The organism is Brevibacterium permense, from assembly GCF_025506275.1.
Classification (GTDB): domain Bacteria; phylum Actinomycetota; class Actinomycetes; order Actinomycetales; family Brevibacteriaceae; genus Brevibacterium; species Brevibacterium permense_A.
In genome coordinates this window covers 98,796-123,477 of sequence record NZ_QYCP01000085.1, presented here as the reverse complement: position 1 = coordinate 123,477, position 24,682 = coordinate 98,796, and the positions used below count along the sequence as shown (strand labels likewise).

The following is a 24,682-nucleotide window of genomic DNA, read 5'->3' as shown; positions in this document are numbered from 1 at the left end:
AAGAAGCCCTCGACTGACCAATTACTACCTGACGGCGGCCCAGCAACCTCGCGCGAGGTTGCTGGGCCGCCGTCAGGTAGTAATTGGGGTATAGCGTTGGGGTATGCAGAGGATGACACGGGCCGCGGCCCGCAGGACGGCGATCGCGGCAACGGGACTGGACCGACCGCGACCGGCAAAGGTCACCGCCCGACACCTCAAGAATGTCTTCGCCACCCTGGGACTGATCCAGATCGACTCAGTAGCCCGAGTCGTCCGATCCCACTATCTGCCCTTCTACTCTCGCCTGGGTCCCTACCCGCGGGAGACCCTCGACCGTCTCTTCTACTCTTCTCCGCGCATGGGTGTCGAGTACTGGGCACACGCCGCGGCCTTCGTGCCGCCGCAGACATGGAAGCACTTCGCCCGCGCCCACAGCGAATGGTGGCGCAACGATTTCGGACAGCGCCACCCGGAGACCGGGGAGGAGTTCCGAAACCTCCAGACTCGCGTCCTCACTGCCTTGTCCACCCGGCCGATGACGGCACGTGAAGTCGCCGAGGTGGTCGACCACGGTCTGCCGGAGATCCACCGCGGACATTGGGGTTGGAATCCCAGCCAGGTGAAAATCGCCCTCGAAGCGCTGTTCGCCGGTGGAGTCATCAGCGCCTCCGGACGCAATGACCACTTCGAACGCATCTATGCACTGGCTCGCGATGTCTCACCCGAGCTGCCGCAGCTGCCACTGAATTACGGGCCGCCGGATGATCCTCAGCTGGGGCTGGACCCGAATGCGGAGCTTCCACGCGGAATATCCGGGGTCGAGAACAATGTCTTCGAACTCACCCGGATCGCGGCACGTGCCCTGGGCATCTCCCGGCCCGAGGACATCGCCGACTACTTTCGGCAGCGGCGGGCACCGACCGACGCCGCCATCACCGAACTCATCGCCTCCGGAGAGCTGCGCGAAGTCGACGTGGAAGGTGTCCCCGCCTTGAAATGGCATGAGGCTCGGACCCCGCGCACCGTGAACTCTCGGGCGCTGCTGGCGCCGTTCGATCCTTTGGTCTTTTACCGACCGCGCATCGAGTGGCTCTTCGACTTCCACTATCGCATCGAGATCTACACTCCGGCTGCCAAGCGTGTGCACGGCTATTACGTCACTCCGTTCCTCCTCGGTGATCGCCTCGTCGGGCGAGTCGACCTGCACAGGGATCGGGCGGCGGGAATTCTGCGTGCTCATCAGGTGACATGGGAGCCGGGGGAGGAGCACATGACCGAGCTGACGGAAGAGCTCATGACGATGGCTGCGTGGCTGGGAACGACCGCCGTCGACCTCGAAGGTACTCACCTGCCATTAAGCTAGGGGCTATACAGTCGTTCGAGTCGTTGTCCGGCAGACATGCCGATTAGGAGAAAAGTGGCTAATTTCCTCGAGAAGCTTCTGCGCACTGGTGAAGGCAGAACTCTGAAGAAGCTCCGCCGATACACGGATGCCATCAATCAGCTGTCCGATGAGTTCAGCGAGATGACGGACACCGAACTGCGGGAGGAAACCGGCCGGTTCAAGGAGCGCTACAAGGACGGCGAGAGCCTCGACTCCCTGCTTCCCGAAGCCTTCGCCACCGTTCGCGAGGCATCGAGCCGGACCCTGGGTCTGCGGCACTTCGACGTCCAGCTCATGGGCGGCGCCGCTCTGCACCTGGGCAACATCGCCGAGATGAAGACCGGTGAGGGCAAGACTCTCGTCGCCACGGCCCCGGCCTACCTCAACGCGCTCACCGGCGATCCGGTCCACATCATCACGGTCAACGACTACCTGGCTACCTACCAGTCCGAACTGATGGGCCGCGTCTTCCGCTTCCTCGGCATGGAGACCGGCTGCATCCAGGCGAATATGCCCTCGGACCTGCGCCGCAAGCAGTACGCCGCAGACATCACATACGGCACGAACAATGAGTTCGGCTTCGACTACCTGCGCGACAACATGGCCTGGTCGGCGGACGAGCTCGTCCAGCGCGGTCATGCCTTCGCCATCGTCGACGAGGTCGACTCGATCCTCATCGACGAGGCCCGCACCCCGCTCATCATCTCCGGTCCTGCCGAAGGCGATGCGAACCGCTGGTACGGCGAATTCGCCAAGGTCGTCAAACGCCTGAAGACCGATCGCGACTACGAAGTCGATGAGAAGAAGCGCACCGTCGGCGTCCTCGAACCCGGAATCGAACGCGTCGAGGACTACCTGGGCATCGGCAACCTCTACGATGCGGAGAACACCCCGCTCATCAGCTTCCTCAACAACGCCATCCGCGCCAAGGAGCTGTTCAAGAAGGATAAGGACTACGTCGTCCTCGACGGCGAAGTCCTCATCGTCGACGAGCACACGGGGCGTGTGCTCAAGGGCCGCCGCTACAACGAGGGCCTGCACCAGGCCATCGAGGCGAAGGAAGGGGTGAAGGTCCAGGCAGAGAACCAGACCCTGGCGACGATCACTCTGCAGAACTTCTTCCGACTCTACGAAAAGCTCTCGGGAATGACCGGTACGGCCGAGACCGAAGCCGCGGAATTCATGTCGACCTACAAGCTCGGTGTCGTCCCGATTCCGACGAACAAGCCGATGCAGCGTGTCGACCAGTCCGACTTCGTCTACAAGAACGAGGTCGCGAAGTTCGACGCCGTCGTCGACGATATCGTCGAACGACACGAGACCGGACAGCCCGTCCTCGTCGGCACGACGAGCGTCGAGAAGAGCGAATACCTGTCGAAGCATCTGGCCAAACGCGGCGTCAAGCATGAGGTCCTCAACGCGAAGAACCACGCCCGTGAGGCGTCGATCGTGGCGATGGCCGGACGCAAGAACGCCGTCACTGTGGCCACGAACATGGCCGGGCGCGGTACCGACATCATGCTCGGCGGAAACGCCGAGTTCCTCGCGGTCGCGGAAATGGAACGTCGAGGCCTCGACCCCGCCGAGAACGAGGACCAGTACGAGTCCGAATGGCCGGAGGTGCTCAAGGCCGCCGAAGACAAGGTCAAGGAAGAAGCCGAAGAGGTCGTCGAGCTCGGAGGACTCTATGTGCTCGGCACCGAACGCCACGAATCCCGCCGCATCGACAATCAGCTGCGCGGACGCTCCGGCCGCCAGGGAGACCCCGGAGAATCCCGGTTCTACCTGTCCCTGACCGATGATCTCATGCGGCTCTTCGGCTCGGGGGCTGCCGAACGGATCATGGCCACAGCGAACGTGCCCGATGATGTGCCGCTGGAATCGAAGATGGTCTCCCGTGCCATCCTCTCGGCCCAGTCGCAGATCGAGCAACGCAATGCCGAGCAGCGCAAGAACGTGCTCAAATACGATGATGTGCTCAACCGTCAGCGCACTGTGATCTACGATGAGCGCCGCCGTGTGCTCGACGGCGCCGACCTCGAAGATCAGGTCGCGAACTTCCGTGAAGAGGTCATCGACGCCTATGTCGCCCAGGCAACGACGGGACCGGTCGAAGAATGGCAGGTCGACGAGCTCTTCGAGGCTCTCGGAAAGATCTACTCACCGTCGATCACCCCCGACGACCTCGCCGAGGAACTCGGTGGCCTCGGCAACCTGACGAAGAACCGCCTCAACCAGGAGATCCAGTCCGACATCGCACTGTTCTACTCCCAGCGCGAAGAGGAACTCGGAGAGGACGCCACCCGCGAACTCGAACGCCGCGTGGTGCTCTCTGTCATCGACAAGCGCTGGCGTGAGCACCTCTACGAGATGGACTACCTCAAGAACGGCATCGGACTGCGGGCGATGGCTCAGCGTGATCCGCTGGTGGAGTATCAGCGTGAGGGCTTCGAGATGTTCACCACCATGCAGGATGGAATCAAGGAGGACGTCGTCCGCCTGACCAATACTCTGCAGGTTCAGGTGACCTCATCGGCCGGTTCCGAAGGTGACGAACCCGAGGTCGAGGTCGACGCCGAGGAGCTGCGTCACAAGACTCCCAAGATGCAGCTGTCGGCGCCGTCCGAGGGTGGTTCCGCCTCTGTTTCCGAAACCGAGGACGAAGACGAGCCGGCTCCGGCCAATCGCGCCGAACGTCGCGCGAAGAAGAAGGCCAAGAGCTGACTCCGAGCCGTCAGCCGCTCACATCGTCTGCAGCGCAGTCAGCGTCCACCGGGTGGTGAGCAGTTCTAAGCGGACTGCCACCGCCCGGACGCGATTTGCAGCGGCGACGATGACTGTGACCTCGGCGATCTCGGGGCTGATCTGGCAGACGTGCGCCGTTCCCGGCCTCACCGTCCGTGCTCCGGGCACGGTCGCCCTGTGGGGTGCCACCTCGGCGCGCAGCTGACAGCGGTGGTCGATCTTCGCCAACAGATCCGGTTGGACCCATCGGGCGATCGTCTCACTGCGTCTGGCTCCCGAGAGGACTTCGAGGCAGGCTACCGCCAACGAGGTGGCCGTGGCCGCGATCCGCGCCCGGTCGTCCGCGACGTCCTGACCCTGGAACTGCCCGTCGACCCGGCGAGTGGGCGGTGCCGTGGACGACGGTGTGACCTCTCGCCGAGGCGGTGCCGACGCCTGCGGTCGAGTAAGGGTGAGTGGGGCGGTCATTTCTGGATCTCCAATCTCTGACCAGCGATGATGAGGCTCGGATCGGGTCCGATGGTGTCCTCGTTGGCGGCATAGACGTGCGTGACGAGCTGCGGGACCTCTTCAGGGGTCTCGGCCAGATCGGCAGCGATCGACCACAGGCTCTCGCCTTGAGCCACAATATGTGTGGCAGTTCCAGGGTCCGCAGGCTCGGCGGCATCGTCGCTGTCGCCCGGCTCATTCGGCTCCCTGCCGCGGTCGGTCCCGCCTGACCGGTCCGATTCGCCGGACCCGTCCGACGCCCGGTCGGTCGGTGCTGCTGAAGGCCCTCTGTCTGCGGACGGCTCCGTGGGCCAACCGGGATCGGGCGGGTGGACTCGACCGGGTGGCTCGGATTCCTCACGCGGCTTGAAACCGTCTGGCGACTGCTCATTCTCAGACCGCCCCGCATCGTCGGTGGAATCCGCAGAGCGTTGATCATCGTCGATCGTCGGCCAGCCGGGATCGGCCGGGGCGGACGGAGTATGCGCAGACGGTGCAGGCACGGAAGGAGCCTGCGTGGACGATGCTGGGTCAGGACCGGGACCAGCGATCGTTGCTGCTTGAGCGGAGTGGACCACGAGGCCGGTCGAGACGATGGCAAGAACACTCGACGCGAGTATCCGTGGCATCGCCTTGACAATCAATTCGGCAAGCGCCGACCGGAAACGACCGGAGGGAATCACCTGCAGCAGCAGTGCCAGGTGAGAGATGAGTCCGATCCGTGCGAACAGGAGCACTCCGGTGCCGATGATGACGATGACGACGACGTCGCTGGTCGTCCACGGCTGAGGCAGCCGCGACCACGCATTGACGAACGAACCGACCAGAACAAACCACGAACTCGCACATGCAATCAAGAGATACATCTAGACATCCTCCGTTGGATATTGAACATAATGATGCCGTTAGATGTTATTTGATGTCAATGGAGCAACTCTAACTACATCACCGTAGTTCGATTCATCTTCATTTCAAGTCTTGAAAGTGGACTACAGCTGGGGCAGGCTTGGAGATTATGGACGATCGCATCGATGCACTTCTGGCGGATATCGAAGCCGCCGACACGGCGGCACAGGCGCACGTCAGGAGAGGCGAATTCGGCGACGAGGTGACCGGTCAGGCGGCCGAGAGGACTCTGCTCGAACGGATGCGCGGGGCGCTGGGATCGACGGTGCAGGCGACGCTGCCAGGTCGAGACATCACAGGAACGGCGTGCTTCCTCGGTCGGGACATCATCGTCCTCGCTGGAGCCGAGGTCTCAGTGATCGCGATCGGGGCTGTACGCGGATTCAGGCTGATCACGAGAGTGCATCGATTCGACGCTGGCGGGCTGGAGAGATTGGGCTTGGGATCGGCGCTGCGCCGCTGGTCAGCCGCCTATGAAGAGGTGTCGATCGATGTCGCCGACAGTGCGGGCAGCATTCGGGGGCGCTGCGCACTCGTTGCTTCCGACTATGTCGAGATCGCCGGCAGGATCATTCCCTTCGCGGCGATCAACGCCGTCCACGCTCGGACGAATCCCTTCGGATGACTCGTCCATGATGGAGATCAGAGCTGAATCGCGTGGGTCAGTCCTCGATGGAACCGGTCTTGATCTGGTACTCGGTGCGCTCGTACATGCGCTGGATATACGCTTCGATCTCGGACTTCTCGACCCGCCACTGGCCGCGCCCTCCGACTTTGATGGCGCGGAGATCGCCGGAGCGGACCAGGGCCCGAGCCTGTGCGATCGAGACATTGAGCAGCTCGGCCACATCGGTCAGCGGCAGGAAGCGACTTTCGACGGCCATGAGGTGACTTCTCCCATTCCAAATGTCCATCTGCCACCAGATGTCCATCTGCTTGTTGGTGCATTTGGCCAAAAACCTTGCTTTGGCATCATTTGGTGCCCAATATTATCACTGAGAAGCAGTTTCTGTCAGCGAAACTTCTGCGAATCTGGAGATGCAATGGAGCTCTCGAAAAGAATCCGACGCCCCCGCTGGACCGATGCGCGCCTCCTCGTCGGCGCGATGCTCGTCGTCCTCGCGGTCGTCGGAACCTACCTGCTCGTCACCTCGGCGAACTCGACCACCCGGGTCTGGGCGAGCGCACGCGCACTCGTCCCCGGTGAGATCCTCGAACCGGCCGACCTCACGGTGGCCGAGGTCAATCTCGCCGATCTCGGCAAGAAGTATCTCTCTGCCGATATCGAGCTGCCGACGAATTCGAGCGTGCGCAGCGTCGTGGCGGCGGGGGAACTGCTGGCTGCCTCGGCGGTGGCGCCAGTGTCAGAACTCGAGGGGCGAGTCGTAGCCATCGACATCGCCGGCTCAGTCCCGAGCGTCGTCGACTCGGGCAGCCTCGTCGACGTCTGGGCGCAGCCGGAGCAGAACGGGCTCGACGATGACGGCACACCGCCGGAGCAGATCGTCGATTCGGCCCCGGTCGCTCACATCAACCGAGACGTCGGCAGCTTCGGGGCAGGTGACGGCGCCCGCATCGAAGTGTTCGTCGGCTCGGTGGACCTGCCCGGCGTGCTTGCCGCACTCGACGGACGCAGCGTGCTCTCCGTGGTCGGTGCCCCGTCCGTTCCTGCCGATCAAAGCGAGCAGTGATGACACAGGTCCTGCTGGCGGTCGACTTCGAATACGACCTCATCCTCTTCGAGCTGCTCAGCGAGATCGACGACGTCACGATCGTCGCCCGCCCCGCCGACGAGGTGGAGCTGCTGGCACACTGCCGCACCGGCGGAGCCGATGTCGTCATCATCGGCCGCTACTTTCCCGGCCTCGACGCGGAGGTGGTTGCCGCGATCACGGCCTCCGGTGCGAAGGTGCTCGGATTCGGCGACGACGCGCACGCCCTCGAAGCGGTCGGCATCAGCCCAGTCGTCGCAACGGACGCCGACGCGACGACGATGGCTGCTGCGATCGACGACCTCCGTGCCTCCACCGTGGTCCCGCCGCGCCCGATATCGCCGCCGGGGCCGGTCGGAGGAGCGGGAATGATCATCACGGTCTGGGGGACTGGTTCGTCGCCCGGACGCACTCTCACTGCAGTCAACCTCGCTGATCAGGCCTCCCGTCAGGGCAAGCGCAGCGTCGTCGTCGACGCTGACACGGTCTCCGGCATGGTCGCGTCCACCCTCGGGCTGACAGAGGAATCTTCGCATCTGGCCGGCCTCTGCCGGTCGCAGTCGGACCCGGCCGGGCGCTTCGGCGCGCATGTGGTGCCGCATGCAGCGATCCGTGAGAGCTTCCATGCGGTGACCGGGCTGACTCGGCCCGAGAGGTGGCCGGAGATCCGCGCCTCCGTCCTCGAGTCTGTGCTCAAACGCCTGGCCAAGGTCTACGATGTCGTCATCGTCGACGTCAGCGACCGCACCGATCCCGATGACGACCTCGCCGACCCCTTCTACGATCGCCACTGCGCCACCCGTGCCGCGCTCGAGGCCGCCGATATCGTGCTCGTTCTCGCGGCAGGGGAGCCGATCGGCCTTCAGCGCCTGGTCAAACTCCTCGGCACACCGCGGGCCGAGGCGGTGCGCGAGAAGATGCGGCTGGTGATCACGAAGGTGCGCTCGAGTGCGGTCGGCCATCCCGCTGAGACGCGGATCAGCGAGGTCCTCGATCGATTCGTCCGGATCACTCCGGACTTCATTCTCAGAGATGACCGGCCCACGGCCGATGCGGCGATGCTCGCCGGCCACACCCTGCAGGAGCAGAACCCCCGGTCCGTCCTCGTCGGGGACCTCGCGGCGATGATCGACGAGCTTCTGCCGGGTCGCCGCCGATCCCGCAGATCCGTCGGAGGCCGTGACCGTCGCGGCGCCGGCCGCCGCGGACGCCCACAGAAAGTCAGGGTGAGCCAGGGGAGCGGACCACAGGACTAGGATGAGGGACATGGCCATTCGCTGCTACATTCCCACCACCCTGACCGCGCTGCGTTCGACGCTGACCGACGTCCGCGCCGTCGCCCCCGACGCTCAGGGGCGCGGCCTGCGCGGTGAGGAGTTCGAATCCGCTGAATTCGACGCCATGTGCATCGCCGCAGCACTGGCCGCGAACGCGGTGTTCGCTCCCGCTGAAGCCGAGACCGGCACCGGGGCGGCTCCCGAGCGGCGTGTCATCGTGGCCTATGACGCCCCCGAGTCCAGCCCGGCCGCACCGCTGACCGAGGGGTTCGATCTCTACACCCTTGCCGATGTCGACATGGCCCGGGTTGCGAGCTTCCATCTCGACGAGGACGTCGTTTGGGATGAGGCGGTGCAGCTGGCCGAGGACACGGACTCCAGTGCAGCCGAGGACCACCTCGGCGCTTCCGATCTGCTGTGGTACGACTCTTCCGAACTAGGGCAGCTGCTCGGCGACCAGGCCTGAACCGACGCTGGGGACTGTACTGACTCCGGGACTGAACCGACCCCATCGCAACTCAGGCAGATGACTTCACGGTTCGCACCGACTCGAACGCAACCGTGTCGGCGTCGCCGGCCCCCGGGATCAGGCGGATTCGAAGCGGCGCAGCCGGTCGCTCAGGCGCTTCTCCAGGATCGGGACCACAGCCTGTTCGATCATCGCGCCGAACATCGGGATCGACGAGCTGATCTCGGCATGAGCGGCCAGCTTCGTCACTGACTCAGCCTCGCGCAGTTCGAGCACCGCATCGATCTCGACCGGGACGCCTGCGGCGCGCGCGGACATGCGGATCTCTGCCTCATCACCGAGGACATCCCCGGGAATCACGTACACCTCGACCAGCACGGTGTTGTCGGGAAGCCGAGAGGCCAGAGCCGCAGGAAGCTCGGCCTTGGGCATCGGGGTCCGCACGGTCATCTCCGTGTCGGGGTCGATGTATTCGGCACTGGCCTCGGAACCGAGCTTCTCCCACACGCCGGGGTCGGCGAGTTTGGCCAAGAATGTCGACAGATCAACCGAATAATCATGATTGAGAGTCAGAGATCGCATAGCTCCAGTTTGCCAGCGAATGAACGGTACTTCACCGTAGGCCGCTCGGCGTGCCTTTCTCGATATTTGGGCATAGTGTGGGGAATGACGATTCGGCGTCGAATCGCGTGACGAATGCTCGTTGATCATAGAGGTGAAACAGTGACTCAGGTCTCAATTTCGAACGTTGCAGAAGAGTGGAGAAAGCAGAGGGGGCAATCGGCTCCCGACAACTTCCTCGATGCGTACTATCCGCGGTTCGAAACAGGGGCGACCGATCCCGAGGCCTACGCGGCCGCGGCCGCCCGTCACTTCGCGCTCGGCACCGAATACGACGGGCAGAGACCGGCGATCGCGATCTACAATCCGAGCGTCGACTCGCCGGAATTCAGCGACAACCACACGGTCATCGCCATCGTGCTCGCCGACATGCCCCATCTCGTGTCCTCGATCGTCAGCGACCTCGCTGCCAACGGCAGGGCGATCCGCCGCGTCCACCACCCGATCATCACAGTCACCGGCAACGGCCCGGACGAGAAGATCCTCTCCCCGGCAGAAGCCCCAGCGCTCAGTGCGGACACGGCGAGCATTCCGACGGTCTCCGAAGATCCTGCCGACAGCGAGGACGGCGCCCTACAGCAGCAGTCCTGGATCCGCCTCGAGATCGACCGCATCTCGGAAAGCGACTTCGGTGCACTTGAAGAGCGCCTGCGCGGAGTCCTCGACTACGTGGCCGCGGCAGCGCGCGACGCCCAGGCGATGGCCGCGAAGGCCAAAGACATCGCCGCCGAGCTGAGCGCACACGCGCCGCGCCCGGAACTGGCCTCCGAAGCCGAATCCGCCGCCGCCCTGCTCACCTGGCTCGACGGACACTTCACCTTCCTCGGCTACCGCGAATACGACTACACCCACGACGCTGAGAACAGCAGCCTCGAACCGATCGAGGACACCTCGATGGGCATCTCGGCCCTGCGCCCCCTCGTGAAATCACCGCTCAGCCGGGCGGTCGCCGACAAGGCGCTGGAACCGCATGTGCTGGTGCTGACGAAGGCGAACTCCCGCTCCCGTGTCATCCGATCCTCGTTCATGGACTACATCGGCGTGAAGACCTTCGATGCCGACGGTGAGATCGTCGGCGAGCGGCGCTTCGTCGGAGTGTTCAAACCCGAGTTCTACAACGACAGCGTCCTCAACATCCCGGTCATCGACAGGAAGGTCGCGAAGATCCTCTCGGCCAGCGGATTCCCCACCGGATCCCACTCGGCCAACGAACTTCTCGGCGTTCTTGAGAACTATCCCCGAGAGGACCTGCTCCACGAGGACACCGAGGAGATCTATGACGTCGTCATGGAGATCGTCGACATGCAGGAGCGACGTGAGTCCCGCGTGTTCGTCCGCACCGACCCCTACCAGCGCTTCGTCTCCGTCATCCTCTACCTCCCGCGCGACCTCTACAACACCGACGCTCGAGTGCGCGTGCAGGAAGTGCTGCGCAAGTTCTACAACGCCGACAGCGTCGACTTCGATGTGCTGCTGAGCGAATCTGCGCTGGCCCGCATCCACTTCGTTGCCCGCGTCGCCCGTGACTGCGAACTGCCGCAGATCGGCGCCGACGAGGTCGAGGCCCGCATCGTCGGAGCCGTTCGCTCCTGGTCCGAAGACGTCCACGCCTTCCTCGTTCCGGCCGAGACCGGCGATTCCGGCGCCTCGCATGCCCGGGCCGACCTGTGGTCGAAGGCGTTCCCTCCCAGCTACGGCGAGCATCACACCCCCGCCGAGGCGGTCGCCGATGTCGGTCGGTTCGAAGCTCTCGACGCCGGTCACGGTCCGGCGGTGCGCCTCTACCGTCCCGAACAGAGTACCGACGCCTCCGTGCGCCTCGTCCTCTATCGTCGTGACCGGGTCAGCCTGTCCGAAGTCCTGCCCTTCCTCACGGCCTTCGGTGCCGACGTCGTCGACGAACGACCCCACGAACTCGACCTCGCCGACGGTTCGCACCGCTACATCTACGACTTCGGACTCAGCTTCTCCGAAGAGCTGGGCGATGACGACTACGACCGCATCGCCGAGGCCTTCATGGCCGGCTGGGACGGCAAGAAGGAAGCTGGGGTCTTCGACCGTCTCGTCGTCGCCGGACTCACCTGGCAGCATGTGACGATCATCCGCGCACTGGGCAAATACCTGCGCCAGGCGGGCTTCACCTATTCCGACGCCTATGTCGGTGAGGTCTACAGCGACAACCCGCAGATCTCGAAGCTGCTCGTCGACTATTTCTCCGCCAAGTTCGACCCCGACGTCGATGACGCCGGACGCGAAGCGACGATGACCGAGATCGACGACGCGATCGAAGCCGCCCTCAGCGAAGTGGCCAGCCTCGACGCCGACCGTGTGCTGCGCTCCTCGCTGGAACTGCTGCGGGCGACCCTGCGCACGAACTACTACATCGACGAATCCGGTGCTCTGCCCACGGCACTGGTGCTCAAGATCCGACCCGACGAGCTCAGCTTCGTGCCGAAGCCGAAGCCGGCTCTGGAGATGTGGGTGTATTCCCCGCAGGTCGAGGGCGTGCACCTGCGTTTCGGCACCGTCGCTCGCGGAGGGCTGCGCTGGTCGGATCGTCGCGATGACTTCCGCACCGAGGTGCTCGGTCTCGTCAAGGCCCAGATGGTCAAGAACGCGCTCATCGTGCCAACCGGGGCGAAGGGCGGCTTCTTCCCCAAGCAGCTGCCGCCGATGAGCGATCGGGACGCGTGGATGGCCGCCGGTCAGGCCGCCTACGAGGTGTTCATCGAAAGCATGCTCGAGGTTGCGGACAACCTCACCTACGGCAGCGACGACTCCAGCGTCGTCGTCCACCCCGACCGTGTCGTCCGCCACGATGGAGACGACTACTATCTCGTCGTCGCCGCTGACAAGGGCACGGCACGGTTCTCCGATGTGGCCAACGCGATCGCCGAACGCCGCGGATTCTGGCTCGGCGACGCCTTCGCATCCGGCGGATCGGTCGGCTACGACCACAAGGCGATGGCCATCACCTCTCGGGGCGCGTGGAAATCCGTCGAACGACACTTCCGTGAACTCGGACTCAACACCGCCGCCGAGGACTTCACCGTCGTGGGCATCGGCGATATGAGCGGCGACGTCTTCGGCAACGGCATGCTGCGCAGCGAGCACATCCGCCTCGTCGCGGCATTCGACCACCGGGACATCTTCCTCGATCCGAACCCCGACGCCGCTCGCAGCTTCGTCGAACGCCAACGACTCTTCGACCTGCCGCGTTCGAGCTGGCAGGACTACGAACGGGACCTCATCTCCTCAGGAGGCGGAGTCTTCTCCCGGTCGGCGAAGTCGATCGACCTCAGCCCCGAAGCCGCCTCGGTGCTCGGAGTCGAACCCGGAAAGCGCAGCCCCGCCGACCTCATGTCGGAGATCCTCAAGGCACCGGTCGACCTCGTCTACAACGGCGGTATCGGCACCTATATCAAGGCATCGAGCGAGAGCCACGCCGATGTCGGCGATAAGTCCAACGATGCCATCCGCATCGACGGCGCCGATGTGCGGGCGCGGGTGATCGGCGAGGGCGGCAATCTCGGCGTGACACAGCTGGGACGTGTCGAGGCCGCCCTGGGCGGCGTCGAGATCAACACCGACGCCGTCGACAACTCGGCCGGCGTCGACAGCTCCGACCACGAGGTCAACATCAAGCTGCTCCTGCGTACGCTCTTGCACAAGGGTGCCTTCGCCGCGGAAGAACGGGAGGCGGTCCTGCACTCTTTCACCGACCAGGTCGCCGATCGGGTGCTGGCGAACAACTACTCGCAGAACGTCGTCCTCGGCGAGGCTCGGGCCCAGACCGAATCGATGTCGGGCACCTACGGCCGGCTGCTGGGCTATCTGGAGAAGAATGCCGATCTCGACCGGGCGGTCGAATTCCTGCCCAACGCCGACGAGCTGGCCAAACGCGAGTTCAGCTACTACGTGTCACCCGAACTCGCCGTGCTGCTGGCCTATGTGAAGATGCACGCCGCCGATGAGGTCCTCGCCAGCACCGTGCCGGACGAGACGTGGATGCGGCGCGAACTCGTGTCCTACTTCCCGGACGCTCTGCAGGAGAAGTACGGCGAGCTCATCCCCGAACACCCGCTGTACCGGGAGATCGCGACGGCGAAGCTCGTCAACCGGCTCGTCGACCGCGGCGGACTGACCTACATCTATCGGATGTTGGAAGAGACGCCGGCGTCGGTGCCGCAGATCGCACGCGTGTTCGTCGTGGTCTCGGAGATCTTCGGACTCGATGACTTCTTCGACGCCGTGTGCGCACTCGACAACCAGGTGCCGACCGAGGTGCAGGTGAAACTCCAGCACGACTATGTGCGTGTCCTCGATCGTTCCTCGCGCTGGCTCGTGCAGCAGGCGCCGGACAGCCTCGACGTCGATTCCGGCATCGAGATGTACGGAAAGGTCGTCGAAGCCCTGCGCTCCCGGGTCCCGGACCTCGTTGACGGCTATGACGCAGAAACCATGCAGGCGAAGGCGCAGAGCTACATCGACGAAGGCGTGCCGAGCGAACTCGCGTGGCGCTCCGCCGCTCTGCTCGACGAGTTCGTGCTGCTCGACATCACCCAGCTGGCAGCTCGGGCGAACGAATCCGCCGAGGACGTCGCTGAGGTCTACTACGCCGTGAACGAACGCTTCTCCGGTTCGCAGATCCTCACCCTCATCGGTGAGCTCGATCGCAGCGACCGGTGGTCTGCGCTGGCCCGCGGATCCATGCGTGATGACTACTACGCCGCGATCCTGTCGGTGACGGGAACGGTTCTGGCCGCCACGGATTCGCCGATCTCCGGAACCCCGGACGAACGGGCGAAGCAGCGCCTGGCCGAATGGCTCGAACGCAACGAGACTGTCGTGGGGCGGGTGCTGGAGACGACGGAGACGATTCTCGGTCTCGATTCCGTCACCCAGGCGCCGCTGTCTGTGCTGCTGCGCTCACTGCGGTCGATGGTCCGCTCCTCGGCCTGGGAGAGCGAGCACAACGGCTGAGGCCGATTGCGGTCGCGGTCGGCACCATGGTCGGCCGCGACCGGCCGGGCACTCCTGATCGGTTCGACAGCGTGACCGGAAGGGCGACCACGATCGGCCGGTCAGTTGGGATCGTGCGGACACAGCCGCCTGGGTGGGTCCGAACACCGACCGATTAAGTGGTAGCGTCTGAACATCGACATCTCAGCAGATCCGCGCAATGCGGGTCTGCTGATCTCACCTTGGAGGAACGTATGGTGCTCAACGAACTGCTGGCGGCCGAGGGCATCACGGATGAGTCAGACGTCGAACACATCCATCTGCTCGTCGGCGACTGGCAGCTGTTGGCCGACCTCTCCTTCGCCGATCTCGTGCTGTGGGTGCCGTCGCCCAACGGTGCCTACACGGTCCTGGCGCATGCCCGATCGACGACCGGGGCGACATTGTTCAACCGGGACCTGATCGGAGCGCGTGCGACCGGTCTGGAGAAGGAGCTGCTCGATCAGGCCAGCAGCACCCGGAGCTCTGTCTCCCACGTTGCCGCGGCCCGAGAGATGGGAATCAGCGCCGGATCCTCCGATGTCGACATCCTCGCCGAGGCGGTGCCGATCATCCGCAGCGGCGAGGCCATCGCGCTCGTCGTCCGGTATTCGGAGGAGGTCCGACGCAGAGGTTCGTCTCGCTTGGAGAAGTACTACCGGGAAACGGCGATGGCTCTGATGCGCATGATCGTGCAGGGAACGTTCCCCGATCGCGATGCCCCGTCCGGGGCCCGGCACGGCGAACCACGAGTCGGCGACGGCATCTTCATCCTCGACCGCGATTCGCATGTGCAGTATGCCTCCCCGAACGCCGTATCGCTCATGCACCGGCTCGGCTACGGAGGAGAGATCGAAGGCAGCTATCTCTCCGAGGTGGTCTCGAACCTCAGTGCAGAGCTGCGTCAGGTCGATGAGACCCTCCCGCTGGTGCTCACCGGGCGTGCCCCTTGGCGGACCGAACTCGAAGTCGGGCGCACGAGTGTGTCCCTGCGCGCGATTCCGCTCACGGACGAGGGCGAGCGGGTCGGTGCGATCGTCCTCGCCCGTGACGTCTCCGAGATCCGCCGCCGCAAACGTGAGCTGCTCTCTCGCGACGCGATGATCAAGGAGATGCACCACAGGGTGAAGAACAATCTGCAGACCGTGTCCGCTCTGCTGCGGCTGCAGACCCGCCGCATCGACAGCCCCGAGGCCAAGGGTGCGCTGACGGAGGCGATGCGCCGGGTCTCGATCATCGCAGTGGTTCACGATGTGCTCAGCCAAGGCGTCGAATCCGAGGTGGACTTCGACGAAGTCGTCGATAAGGGACTGCGTCTGACTCCCGAGCTGACCAGCCCTCTGGTGCATATCGAACTCAAACGGTGTGGAAGCTTCGGGACCATCTCCTCCGCCGATGCCACCTCTCTGGCCCTGGCCATCACGGAGCTGATCACGAACGCGATCGAACACGGATTCCCCACCGAGAACCTCGAGAGTCTGGAACCGGGCGAGACGCTCAACGGCCATGTGTGGGTGACCCCGGAGCGCAACGGCGATCACCTGAGCGTGACGATCGCCGATGACGGCATCGGGTTGGGGGAGACGCAGAATCCGGGCAATGGTCTGGGCACGCAGATCGTGCGCACCCTGGTCTCGGCCGACCTGGCCGGTTCGATCCAATGGCAGGCGCGCGAAGGCGGCGGAACAGTCGCCGTCCTCGACGTTCCACTGCGCCCGGACTCCTACGACTGAGCGGGGCTCGTCGGACCGAGCCGAAGCTGCCACGCTCCGGTGTCGGTCGACATTCGGCCGGGCGCTCGTGCACACACACGACTGAGTCCCTTGTTCCGACGACGATCATTCGCCGTCGGGACAAGGGACTCATTCTTAGGTGCAGGTGTGGTCGGTGGTTCAGTTATGGTTTCGGCAGTCCGGATGACTGCCTTCTTGACGGCCGGCGATTCAGCCTGCGCGGCGGGCGCGAGCGGCACGACGTTTGAGAGCGCGACGCTCGTCCTCGCTCAGACCGCCCCAGACTCCGGCATCCTGACCGGATTCGAGGGCCCACTGAAGGCAGGTCTCTGCAACTTCACAACGGCGACAGACAGTCTTTGCTTCCTCAATCTGGAGCAGCGCGGGTCCGGTGTTGCCGATCGGGAAGAAGAGCTCCGGATCCTCATTGAGGCATGCTGCACGGTGTCGCCAATCCATGGTGACCTTTCGACGAATTCAGTGAACGCGGTTGCCTACGCCCGAATTCCGGGCGTGCAACTCTCACAGTCAAGGTTCACATAACGCAATTGGGCGCACAAGGGTCCGGCAGTGTGAAATTTCTGACAAGAATTTTCCCCATTGTCCTGCTATGAGGGCGATCGCGCAAATCGGTCCGCGATTCGTCTTTTCGGGCCTGTCTGAGCGTCTCCGCCTAGACTGTCAGGCACATGCAGACAGCAGGTGAATGCACACAGGCATCACGTGAACCAATGGAGGACTCATGACCAACGATCTCGCCAACCCCCGCATCGTCTCCGTCGGCGGCCACACACCGCAGATCGATCCGGAGGCGTTCGTCGCAGCCGGTGCCACGCTCGTCGGCGATGTGCATGTGAAGAAGGGCGCCAGCGTCTTCTACGGCTGTGTTCTGCGTGCCGAAGCCGCCCCGATCACGATCGGTGAGGACTCGAACGTGCAGGACAACACCGTCATGCACACCGACGCCGGGAAACCCGTCGTCATCGGCGCCCGCGTCTCCATCGGCCACCAAGCGCTCGTCCACGGTGCCGTCGTCGATGACGATGTGCTCATCGGAATGCACTCCACAGTGCTCAACGACGCCCATATCGGCAGCGAATCTCTCGTCGCCGCGGGCGCCGTCGTCCTCGAAGGCACGCAGATCCCGGCACGGTCGCTCGTCGCCGGTGTGCCGGCGAAGGTGCGCCGGGAGATGACCGACGAAGGAGTGGAGAAGGTCCGGCAGAACGCCCAGTCCTATGTGCGTCTGTCGACCCTGCACAAGGACACCGCCGAGGTGGTCGACCCGAACTGATCGGACCGCAACCGGACCGATTTCGGACCGGCCCAGGACCGACCTCCCAACAGATCCCAAAGGAACCATTCGGTCGATCACCAGGGGGCCGTTCGCCAGCATCGTGGCGATTTGAGACAATCTGTATGTGAACACTGAATTTGATTCCACTGCAGATCGCGTCGTCATCATCGGCGGCGGCCCCGGCGGCTACGAAGCCGCGCTCGTCGCGGCTCAGCTCGGTGCCGATGTCATGCTCATCGAGCAGAATCGGTGCGGTGGTTCCGCCGTGCTCACCGACGTCGTGCCATCGAAGTCGCTCATCGCCACCGCGGAGATGATGGACGAGATCGAGCGCTCCGACGGGCTCGGAATCCGGATCGAGAACACCGAGGACACCGAGGCCGTTGCGCGCCGAGTCACCGCCGACCTCGAAGTTGTCAACAAGCGCATCCTCTCGCTCGCCGACGCTCAGGCCAACGACATCTACGAAGGCCTCATTCGGGCCGGTGTCAAAGCCATCCAGGGCAAGGCGACTCTGGCCGGTCGCGACCAGGTCCATGTCGTCGAATCCGGCGGCACCGAGTACACCCTCGAGGCCTCCACGATCCTGCTCTCGGTCGGCGCCCACCCGCGTGAGCTGCCCACTGCGCAGCCTGACGGTGAGCGCATCCTCACCTGGACTCAGCTCTACGACCTCGACGAACTGCCCGAGCACCTCATCGTCGTCGGCTCCGGTGTCACCGGCGCCGAGTTCGCTTCGGCCTACCGCGCATTGGGCACCGAGGTGACCCTCGTGTCCTCGCGTGAGAAGGTCCTGCCCGGCCAGGACGAAGATGCGGCCGATGTGCTCGAATTCGTCTTCCGCAATAAGGGCATGAATGTCCTCTCCCGCTCCCGCGCCGCCTCGGTGACCCGCACCGACGACGGAGTCGAAGTGGTGCTCGCCGATGGTCGCCGTGTCGAAGGATCCCACTGCCTCATGGCCGTCGGCTCGATTCCGAACACCGAAGGACTCGGCCTGGAGAAAGCCGGTGTGCGCGTCAGCGAATCCGGGCACATAGTCGTCGACGGCGTTTCGCGGACCTCGCGGGCCGGTATCTACGCGGCCGGTGACTGCACCGGAGTGCTGCCGTTGGCCTCGGTAGCAGGGATGCAGGGGCGGATCGCCATGAACCACGCGCTCGGCGACGCCGTGCAGCCGCTCAAGCTGCGCAATGTCGCATCGAACGTGTTCACCGCACCCGAGATCGCCACCGTCGGCTTCACTCAGCAGAACTACCGCGAGAAACCGACGGACATCGACACCGTGATGCTGCCGTTGGACACGAACCCACGCGCCAAGATGCTCGGCATCGAGGACGGCTTCGTCAAGATCTTCGCTCGGCGCGGATCCGGCTCCATCCTCGGCGGAGTCGTCGTCGGCCCCCGAGCCAGTGAGCTCATCCTGCCGATCACCATGGCGGTCGAGAACCGGCTGACCGTCGATCAGCTCTCCGCCTCCTTCGTCGTCTACCCCTCCGTGAGCGGTTCGCTGACCGAAGCGGCACGGAAGCTCCACCGTCACCTCTGAATCGTCGATTCGACGAGCGCAGGAAAGTTTTTCTCCGCAGCTGTCGATCCGGTCGCTCCTCGACCGTCATCATGGTGTCAGGCCGCCCGGCATGACATGAGGAACGACCAAGGAGAACGACATGAAGTACGCACTTCTGCTCATGGGACGCACACAGGATCCTGACTGCGGTGACGACGGCGGAGCGGATCCAGAAGAATTCCTGGCATTCGACAAGGAGATCAGCGAGGCGGGGATCGTCGTCGGCGGCTTCGCCCTCGAAGGGCCCGAACTCGGGGTCCGGGTGAGCGGATCCGGAGGCGAATCGCTTGTCACCTCGGGCCCGTTCGCCGAATCGAACGAGTTCGTCGGCGGCAGCTACGTCATCGACGTCGCCGATATCGACGAGGCGATCGCCTGGGCGAAGAAGAGCCCCGCAGCCAAGGCCGGACACATCGAGATCCGTCCGGTGGCCGACTACTGATGGATCCCGACCCCGATGCGGCCGCCCGCGTCCTCAGCGCCATCGGCGAGGAGGACTACGGGCGGCTGCTCGCGGCGCTGGTCACCCGGTTCCGTGACTTCGACCTCGCCGAGGAAGCCCTCCACGACGCCGTGCTGCGTGCGGTCGAGACATGGCCGGGCAGGGGAGTGCCCGAACGCCCTCAGGCGTGGCTGATGGTCGCGGCGAAGAACCGCGCCATCGATCTCATCCGCTCCGATGAGGTGCGCACCCGGAACCTCGCTCGCCTGCGCATCGAGGACGAGCTGCGATCAGGTGACCACGACGATCACGCGGAGCGCCTCGGCGAGGAGATGGACGCAGCGGATCTGCCCGACGAGCGCCTCGGACTGTTCTTCACCTGCTCCCACCCGACCCTGCGCGAGGACGAACGCATCGTGCTCATCCTGCGCTTCCACTCGGGGCTGACCACCGCCGAGGTGGCCGCCGGGTTCCTCATCGAGACCGCGACGATGCAGCAGCGGATCGTCCGTGCCAAGCAGCGGATCCTCAAGACCGGGATTCCTTTCGGCCGCCCCGCGCCCGCTGAGCTCGGCGACCGGTTGCCCGGAGTGCTGCGCGTCCTCTATCTCATCTTCACTCAGGGCATCAACGCCACGGCAGGGCCCGCACATACTCGAGTCGATCTGCAGCACGAAGCCATCCGGCTGACCCGACTGCTCGTCGGATACCTGCCCGAGCAGACCGAAGCCCGTGGCCTGCTGGCTCTGCTTCTGCTCACACGGGCACGTGAGACCGCCCGTGTGACGCCGGACGGCCAGCCGGTGCCGCTGGCCGAGCAGGACCGCAGCCTGTGGGACTCACGCCTCATCGCCGAAGGGACCGGACTCGTCGACGTGGCCGCCGGCGAACCGGGAGCCGGGGCATTCACCATCCAGGCGGCGATCGCGGCCCTTCACGCCGAAGCCGCGCGATTCGCCGACACGGACTGGAAGCAGATCCTCGTGCTCTATCGGATGCTGTCCGGCCTCGATCCGTCGCCGGTCGTCGCTCTCAACACCGCGATCGCCCTCGGTCGGGTCTCGGGCCCCGAAGCTGCCATGAGCGCCCTCGACGAACTGGCCGACGATACGAAGCTGCTGCGTTACAGGCCCTTCCACATCGCACGGGCGATCACCCTCGACGAACTCGGTCGCACGGCGGAGGCCGAGGGCGCCTATGCCGCGGGCCTGGAATGTCCCGGCAACGATGCCGAATCCGAATACATCACTGCCCGGATTACCGATCTCCGACGGTGACCCGGGCAGGGACTTCTGCGCTCGTGACTCCTGACCTCAGGTCGGAGCCAACGGAGGCAGGAACGGGAGCGGCTCAGGCGGCGAAGCGGATGATCGCCTCACCGGACTTCACCGAGGCGCCTGCGTCGACGAGCACCTCGGAGACGGTGCCGGAGTGACCGGCCTTGAGCGGCTGTTCCATCTTCATGGCCTCGATGACGGCGAGGGTGTCACCGGCTTCCACGGTGTCACCGGGGTTGACGGAGACGGAGACGATGGTGCCCTGCATGGGAGCGTTGAGCGCATTCGAATCGTCGGCGATCTTCGCGCCCTTGCGGCTGCTCAGCCCGCGCTTGCGCCGCGGCACGCTGGGGCTGGGAACATGACCGAGATCCGAGATGACGTCCTTGGGGACCGAAACGGTCATGCGGCGTCCATCGACCTCGACCACAACGCTGAAGCTGTCGGTTGCAGTACTCATCTGTTCTCCTAGCTGTGGATCGACAAGCGGATTGACGAAAGCGGTTTCGAGCCAGTTGGTCCAGACCTTGAAATCGGTGGCGAAGGCCTGTTCGTTCACGAGCACCCGATGCAGCGGCAGCAGCGTCGAGACGCCCTCGATGCGGTATTCGGACAGCGCCCGGCGTGCTCGGGCCAGGGCCTCGTCACGGGTGGCACCCGTGACGACGAGCTTGGCCAGCATCGGGTCGAAGTCCGTTCCGACGACGCTGCCTTCGCCGATGCCCGAATCCAGACGCACTCCGGGACCCGATGGCGCACGGTGGTTCTTCACCGCGCCGGTGGCAGGGAAGAACGTCGTGGGGTCTTCGGCGTTGATGCGGAACTGGAAGGAGTGACCGCGCACGGCGGGGAATTCGTCGGGCAGGGCCTCGCCCGAAGCGATGCGCACCTGCCAACCGATGAGGTCGACTCCGGTGACCTCCTCGGTGACGGTGTGTTCGACCTGGATGCGCGCATTGGCTTCCATGAAGATGATCGTGCCGTCCTCGCCGAGGAGGAATTCACACGTCGCTGCGCCGACGTAGCCGACGTGGGCGAGCAGGCGTGCCGAGGCTTCGGAGACGATGCGCTCCTGCTCGGCGGTGAGGAACGGAGCGGGCGCCTCCTCGATGATCTTCTGGTTGCGGCGCTGCAGAGTGCAGTCACGCGTGGACACGATCCGCACGTTGCCGTGGGCATCGGCCAGGCACTGGGTCTCGAGGTGACGGGGGCGCACGATCTGCTTCTCGATGAGGCACTCACCGCGCCCGAAGGCACTCTGTGCTTCGCGGGTCGCCGCAGTATAGGCGGCTTCGAGATCCTCGGCGGCGGCGCAGGCGCGGAAACCACGCCCGCCTCCGCCGTGGACGGCCTTGACGACGACGGGGAACCCGATCCGGTCGGTCACCTCGGCGGCTTCTGTCAGATCTGCCACGGCGCCGTCGGAACCGGGTGCGACCGGAGCGTCGACGGCTTCGGCGACGGCACGGGCTCCGGACTTGTCACCGAGGAGCTCGATCGCTGCCGGGGGAGGACCGACCCAGATCAGCCCGGCATCGATGACGGCCTGCGCGAACTGTGCGTTCTCGGCCATGTAGCCGTAACCGGGGTGGACAGCATCGGCGCCGGAGCGCTTGGCCAAGGCGAGGATCTTCTCGATGTCGAGATACGTCTCCCCGGCTCCGGAGCCGTCCAGCAGCCACGCGTCGTCGGCGAGTTCGACGAAGTCGGCATCGGAATCGGCGCGGGTGTACACGGCGACGGCCTTGATGCCGAGGTCGTGGGCGGCCCGGATGATGCGCAGAGCGATCTCACCGCGGTTGGCGATGAGGACTCGGCGGACGGCCCCGGTCGGAACAGTGGTGCTCAGTGCCGAGGTCGTGGAGTCGGAGAGGACTGTGGTCATGGTGCTCCTTTGTATGATCACAGAACAATTTAGAGAACAGCACTAAGGGTTTGTAGGTCAGCGATAAAAAACTGGGACGAGAACTTCAATGTCCTCGGGCGTGTCACCGGACCAGGGACGAGTCTACCGCTTGAGCGCCCACAGATCGGGCCAGAACAGGCCCATGTCGGTGACCAATTCGCGCACGACGGGCAGGCTGAGGCCGAGCACGGTGAGGTGGTCACCGTCGAGCCGGTCGACGAAGGCCCCACCGTAGCCGTCGATAGTCAGTGCCCCGGCCACGTGGAAGGGCTCTTCGGTGGCGATGTACGCTTCGAGCTCCTCCGTGCTGGGTGAGCCGATGAGCACCGAGGTGGCCGACCGCTGGGAGCGCAGAGCGCAGAGTTCGAAGGGCGCCGAGTCGTTTCGATCGGCATCGTCGCCGCGGTCGTCATCTGAAGCCTGGTCGACTGTGCCGTTCGCCTGCTGCGTCCGCGTGAGCACGGCGACCGTATGGCCCGAATGCAGCTGTGTCCATTGACCGGCGATCGCCGACCACACGGCGCGAGTGCGTTCGGCCGTTCCCGGTTTGCCGATGGCCTGTCCGTCGAATTCGAGCATGGAGTCCCCGGCGATGACGACCAGGGTGTCCGCGCCGTCAAGTGTCGGGGGAGCGGAAGCGATGATCCGGTCGATGACCGCACGAGCCTTCGCCTCCGACAACGCTGTGGTGAGTTCGCCGACGGAGCCGGTGAACTCGTCCTCGAGGGCACGTTCGTCGACCTCGGAGACGATGATGACCGGGTCGATCCCGCCGTCCCGGAGGATCTGGCGACGTGAAGGGGATTGGGAGGCGAGGACTACAGGGATCACGAGGCTGCTTCCGAACGATTCGGGACCGGTTCGGGGCTGGCGTCTTCTGTCACCGCTGCTTCTTCGGCATCTGGCTGCGCCTCGGCGCCGGTCCGCGCCTCGACATCCGAATCGTTCTGAGCAGCAGATTGCGCCTCGGCGCCGGGGACCAGTTCGTGACGGCGCGCGGTTTCGCCCTTCTCCGGGATGTCGAGGCTGCGGTCGACGACGACCGGTGCATCGATGCGTTCGGCGATCGCGGCCAGCAGCGTCGAGGACAGCTGCGCATAGCCGAGTTCGCTGGGGAATCGGCCCGAGTCGTTGAGCAGAGACCGGCGTGTCGTTCCGCTCAGCGATCCCGTCGACCGCAGCGGAACCGCACGCGCAGCCAGGGCGGCCAGCCATTGAGAGCCGGCGAGGACCCGAGAGGTTCGGCGCAGCGACGTCTTGAGCGGATCGCGCAGCCCCGGCAGACCACCGAGATTGGGGCAGACGAGAACGAACACGGTATAGCGGCCCTCACGTTGGAGCCGGTTGATGGCCTGGTTGAGTACGGGCACCCCGATGGTCGCCTGGATCGGGTGGATGATGTCGCCGGTGCCGATCGAGATGATCGCGAACCGGCGGTCGTCGCTCCAGCGGTCCGAAAGCTGACGGGAGAGCCACGGCGAACGCAGGACTTCGTCGACCTGTCGGTGCAGATCATCCGACAGCGCCGAGGGGCGAGCGGTCGTCTGGACCCGGACGGTGGTGCCGAGCATCCGCGCCAGGCCTCTCCCGATGAGAGTCGGGGGCGCCTGCTCCGGGTCGACGTCGACCCCGCACAGCCAGGAGTCGCCGATGATGGCCAGCGCCGCGGAGTCATCATCGTCGTTGTCACGTGGGGCGGCGATCGCCTCGGTGAAGGTGGAGAAGCGACGGTTCTTGTCGTCGTCGAAGGAACGGCGCAGCGATCCGGCCTGGTGGCGGAGCAGTCCCGCCGCCGAGGCACCCGCGCCGACGACCGTCGCACCCATTGTCGCCAGCGTATAGATCAAGCGTCTTCCCACTGATTTCCCTCC

General features: G+C 64.9%; 20 protein-coding genes. 12 read left to right on the top strand and 8 right to left on the bottom strand.

Translation table 11 applies throughout. The features are described 5' to 3' along the window. Positions 1-103: 103 nt before the first annotated feature. Entirely contained in the window at positions 104-1,345 is a 1,242-nt protein-coding gene (locus D3I60_RS08920; protein ID WP_262775775.1) for a winged helix-turn-helix domain-containing protein, read from the top strand. Between the two features lie 54 nt (positions 1,346-1,399). Continuing rightward, positions 1,400-4,090 carry a preprotein translocase subunit SecA gene (gene secA / locus D3I60_RS08915; protein ID WP_262775774.1) on the top strand — a complete coding sequence of 897 codons (2,691 nt, stop codon included), beginning with the start codon at positions 1,400-1,402 and terminating at the stop codon, positions 4,088-4,090. Between the two features lie 18 nt (positions 4,091-4,108). Here the strand turns inward: secA and D3I60_RS08910 are convergent, their stop codons facing one another. Further along, a complete protein-coding gene (locus tag D3I60_RS08910; protein WP_262775773.1) occupies positions 4,109-4,579 on the bottom strand; it encodes an Rv3235 family protein in 471 nt (156 codons plus the stop codon). After that, positions 4,576-5,466, bottom strand: coding sequence for a hypothetical protein (locus D3I60_RS08905; RefSeq protein WP_262775772.1), 891 nt, complete (start codon positions 5,464-5,466; stop codon positions 4,576-4,578). The genes D3I60_RS08910 and D3I60_RS08905 overlap by 4 nt, the downstream gene beginning before the upstream one ends. A 149-nt stretch (positions 5,467-5,615) precedes the next feature. Here D3I60_RS08905 and D3I60_RS08900 point away from each other — a divergent pair, with 149 nt between their 5' ends. After that, positions 5,616-6,131 carry a hypothetical protein gene (locus tag D3I60_RS08900; RefSeq protein ID WP_262775771.1) on the top strand — a complete coding sequence of 172 codons (516 nt, stop codon included), beginning with the start codon at positions 5,616-5,618 and terminating at the stop codon, positions 6,129-6,131. Between the two features lie 37 nt (positions 6,132-6,168). On the opposite strand, the gene D3I60_RS08895 is transcribed toward D3I60_RS08900, so the two are convergent. Beyond that, positions 6,169-6,390: a helix-turn-helix domain-containing protein gene (locus D3I60_RS08895; RefSeq protein WP_025780784.1), complete on the bottom strand. Its 222-nt coding sequence runs from the start codon at positions 6,388-6,390 to the stop codon at positions 6,169-6,171. A gap of 159 nt (positions 6,391-6,549) precedes the next feature. On the opposite strand from D3I60_RS08895, the gene D3I60_RS08890 reads away from it, so the two are divergent. From D3I60_RS08890 to D3I60_RS08880, 3 genes are read left to right on the top strand one after another with little or no spacing between them, the layout of a single operon-like run. Continuing rightward, on the top strand, positions 6,550-7,197 hold the full coding sequence (locus tag D3I60_RS08890) for a flagella basal body P-ring formation protein FlgA (protein ID WP_262775770.1): 648 nt from the start codon (positions 6,550-6,552) through the stop codon (positions 7,195-7,197). After that, positions 7,197-8,474 carry an AAA family ATPase gene (locus D3I60_RS08885; RefSeq protein WP_262775769.1) on the top strand — a complete coding sequence of 426 codons (1,278 nt, stop codon included), beginning with the start codon at positions 7,197-7,199 and terminating at the stop codon, positions 8,472-8,474. The genes D3I60_RS08890 and D3I60_RS08885 overlap by 1 nt, the downstream gene beginning before the upstream one ends. Before the next feature lie 10 nt (positions 8,475-8,484). Further along, the gene (locus D3I60_RS08880) at positions 8,485-8,961 is read left to right on the top strand and encodes a DUF6912 family protein (protein ID WP_262775768.1); all 477 of its coding nucleotides are present in this window, start codon (positions 8,485-8,487) and stop codon (positions 8,959-8,961) included. A 120-nt stretch (positions 8,962-9,081) separates the two neighbouring features. On the opposite strand, the gene D3I60_RS08875 is transcribed toward D3I60_RS08880, so the two are convergent. Next, positions 9,082-9,546: a DUF2505 domain-containing protein gene (locus D3I60_RS08875; RefSeq protein WP_262775767.1), complete on the bottom strand. Its 465-nt coding sequence runs from the start codon at positions 9,544-9,546 to the stop codon at positions 9,082-9,084. Between the two features lie 141 nt (positions 9,547-9,687). Between D3I60_RS08875 and D3I60_RS08870 the strand changes: the two genes are divergently transcribed. Further along, complete coding sequence (locus D3I60_RS08870) at positions 9,688-14,568, top strand: NAD-glutamate dehydrogenase (RefSeq protein ID WP_262775766.1); 4,881 nt, start codon at positions 9,688-9,690, stop codon at positions 14,566-14,568. A gap of 236 nt (positions 14,569-14,804) precedes the next feature. After that, positions 14,805-16,319, top strand: coding sequence for a sensor histidine kinase (locus D3I60_RS08865; protein WP_440588570.1), 1,515 nt, complete (start codon positions 14,805-14,807; stop codon positions 16,317-16,319). 210 nt (positions 16,320-16,529) lie between these two features. On the opposite strand, the gene D3I60_RS08860 is transcribed toward D3I60_RS08865, so the two are convergent. Beyond that, positions 16,530-16,778 carry a WhiB family transcriptional regulator gene (locus D3I60_RS08860; protein ID WP_009374875.1) on the bottom strand — a complete coding sequence of 83 codons (249 nt, stop codon included), beginning with the start codon at positions 16,776-16,778 and terminating at the stop codon, positions 16,530-16,532. Positions 16,779-17,061: 283 nt separating this feature from the next. Here D3I60_RS08860 and D3I60_RS08855 point away from each other — a divergent pair, with 283 nt between their 5' ends. From D3I60_RS08855 to D3I60_RS08840, 4 genes are all read left to right on the top strand, one after another. Next, the gene (locus tag D3I60_RS08855) at positions 17,062-17,613 is read left to right on the top strand and encodes a gamma carbonic anhydrase family protein (RefSeq protein ID WP_262775764.1); all 552 of its coding nucleotides are present in this window, start codon (positions 17,062-17,064) and stop codon (positions 17,611-17,613) included. Between the two features lie 127 nt (positions 17,614-17,740). After that, complete coding sequence (locus D3I60_RS08850) at positions 17,741-19,165, top strand: NAD(P)H-quinone dehydrogenase (protein WP_262775763.1); 1,425 nt, start codon at positions 17,741-17,743, stop codon at positions 19,163-19,165. Positions 19,166-19,286: 121 nt separating this feature from the next. Then, on the top strand, positions 19,287-19,628 hold the full coding sequence (locus tag D3I60_RS08845; RefSeq protein WP_262775762.1) for a YciI family protein: 342 nt from the start codon (positions 19,287-19,289) through the stop codon (positions 19,626-19,628). Next, positions 19,628-20,905, top strand: coding sequence for an RNA polymerase sigma factor (locus tag D3I60_RS08840; protein ID WP_262775761.1), 1,278 nt, complete (start codon positions 19,628-19,630; stop codon positions 20,903-20,905). The genes D3I60_RS08845 and D3I60_RS08840 overlap by 1 nt, the downstream gene beginning before the upstream one ends. A gap of 73 nt (positions 20,906-20,978) precedes the next feature. Here D3I60_RS08840 and D3I60_RS08835 read toward each other — a convergent pair whose 3' ends face one another. The 3 genes from D3I60_RS08835 to D3I60_RS08825 form a co-directional block, all read right to left on the bottom strand. Continuing rightward, the gene (locus D3I60_RS08835; RefSeq protein WP_262775760.1) at positions 20,979-22,790 is read right to left on the bottom strand and encodes an acetyl/propionyl/methylcrotonyl-CoA carboxylase subunit alpha; all 1,812 of its coding nucleotides are present in this window, start codon (positions 22,788-22,790) and stop codon (positions 20,979-20,981) included. Between the two features lie 123 nt (positions 22,791-22,913). Beyond that, the gene (locus tag D3I60_RS08830) at positions 22,914-23,642 is read right to left on the bottom strand and encodes a Maf family protein (RefSeq protein ID WP_262775759.1); all 729 of its coding nucleotides are present in this window, start codon (positions 23,640-23,642) and stop codon (positions 22,914-22,916) included. After that, complete coding sequence (locus tag D3I60_RS08825) at positions 23,639-24,670, bottom strand: SGNH/GDSL hydrolase family protein (protein ID WP_262775758.1); 1,032 nt, start codon at positions 24,668-24,670, stop codon at positions 23,639-23,641. Before D3I60_RS08825 ends, D3I60_RS08830 begins: the two co-directional genes overlap by 4 nt. Positions 24,671-24,682 lie beyond the last annotated feature (12 nt).

Coding starts and splice junctions, on each gene's coding strand:
- D3I60_RS08845 (WP_262775762.1), top strand. CDS start 19,287: ATGAAGTACGCACTTCTGCTCATGGGACGCACACAGGATCCTGACTGC.
- D3I60_RS08840 (WP_262775761.1), top strand. CDS start 19,628: ATGGATCCCGACCCCGATGCGGCCGCCCGCGTCCTCAGCGCCATCGGC.
- D3I60_RS08880 (WP_262775768.1), top strand. CDS start 8,485: ATGGCCATTCGCTGCTACATTCCCACCACCCTGACCGCGCTGCGTTCG.
- D3I60_RS08890 (WP_262775770.1), top strand. CDS start 6,550: ATGGAGCTCTCGAAAAGAATCCGACGCCCCCGCTGGACCGATGCGCGC.
- D3I60_RS08910 (WP_262775773.1), bottom strand. CDS start 4,579: ATGACCGCCCCACTCACCCTTACTCGACCGCAGGCGTCGGCACCGCCT.
- D3I60_RS08920 (WP_262775775.1), top strand. CDS start 104: ATGCAGAGGATGACACGGGCCGCGGCCCGCAGGACGGCGATCGCGGCA.
- D3I60_RS08905 (WP_262775772.1), bottom strand. CDS start 5,466: ATGTATCTCTTGATTGCATGTGCGAGTTCGTGGTTTGTTCTGGTCGGT.
- D3I60_RS08835 (WP_262775760.1), bottom strand. CDS start 22,790: ATGACCACAGTCCTCTCCGACTCCACGACCTCGGCACTGAGCACCACT.
- D3I60_RS08900 (WP_262775771.1), top strand. CDS start 5,616: ATGGACGATCGCATCGATGCACTTCTGGCGGATATCGAAGCCGCCGAC.
- D3I60_RS08860 (WP_009374875.1), bottom strand. CDS start 16,778: ATGGATTGGCGACACCGTGCAGCATGCCTCAATGAGGATCCGGAGCTC.
- D3I60_RS08875 (WP_262775767.1), bottom strand. CDS start 9,546: ATGCGATCTCTGACTCTCAATCATGATTATTCGGTTGATCTGTCGACA.
- D3I60_RS08855 (WP_262775764.1), top strand. CDS start 17,062: ATGACCAACGATCTCGCCAACCCCCGCATCGTCTCCGTCGGCGGCCAC.
- D3I60_RS08885 (WP_262775769.1), top strand. CDS start 7,197: ATGACACAGGTCCTGCTGGCGGTCGACTTCGAATACGACCTCATCCTC.
- D3I60_RS08895 (WP_025780784.1), bottom strand. CDS start 6,390: ATGGCCGTCGAAAGTCGCTTCCTGCCGCTGACCGATGTGGCCGAGCTG.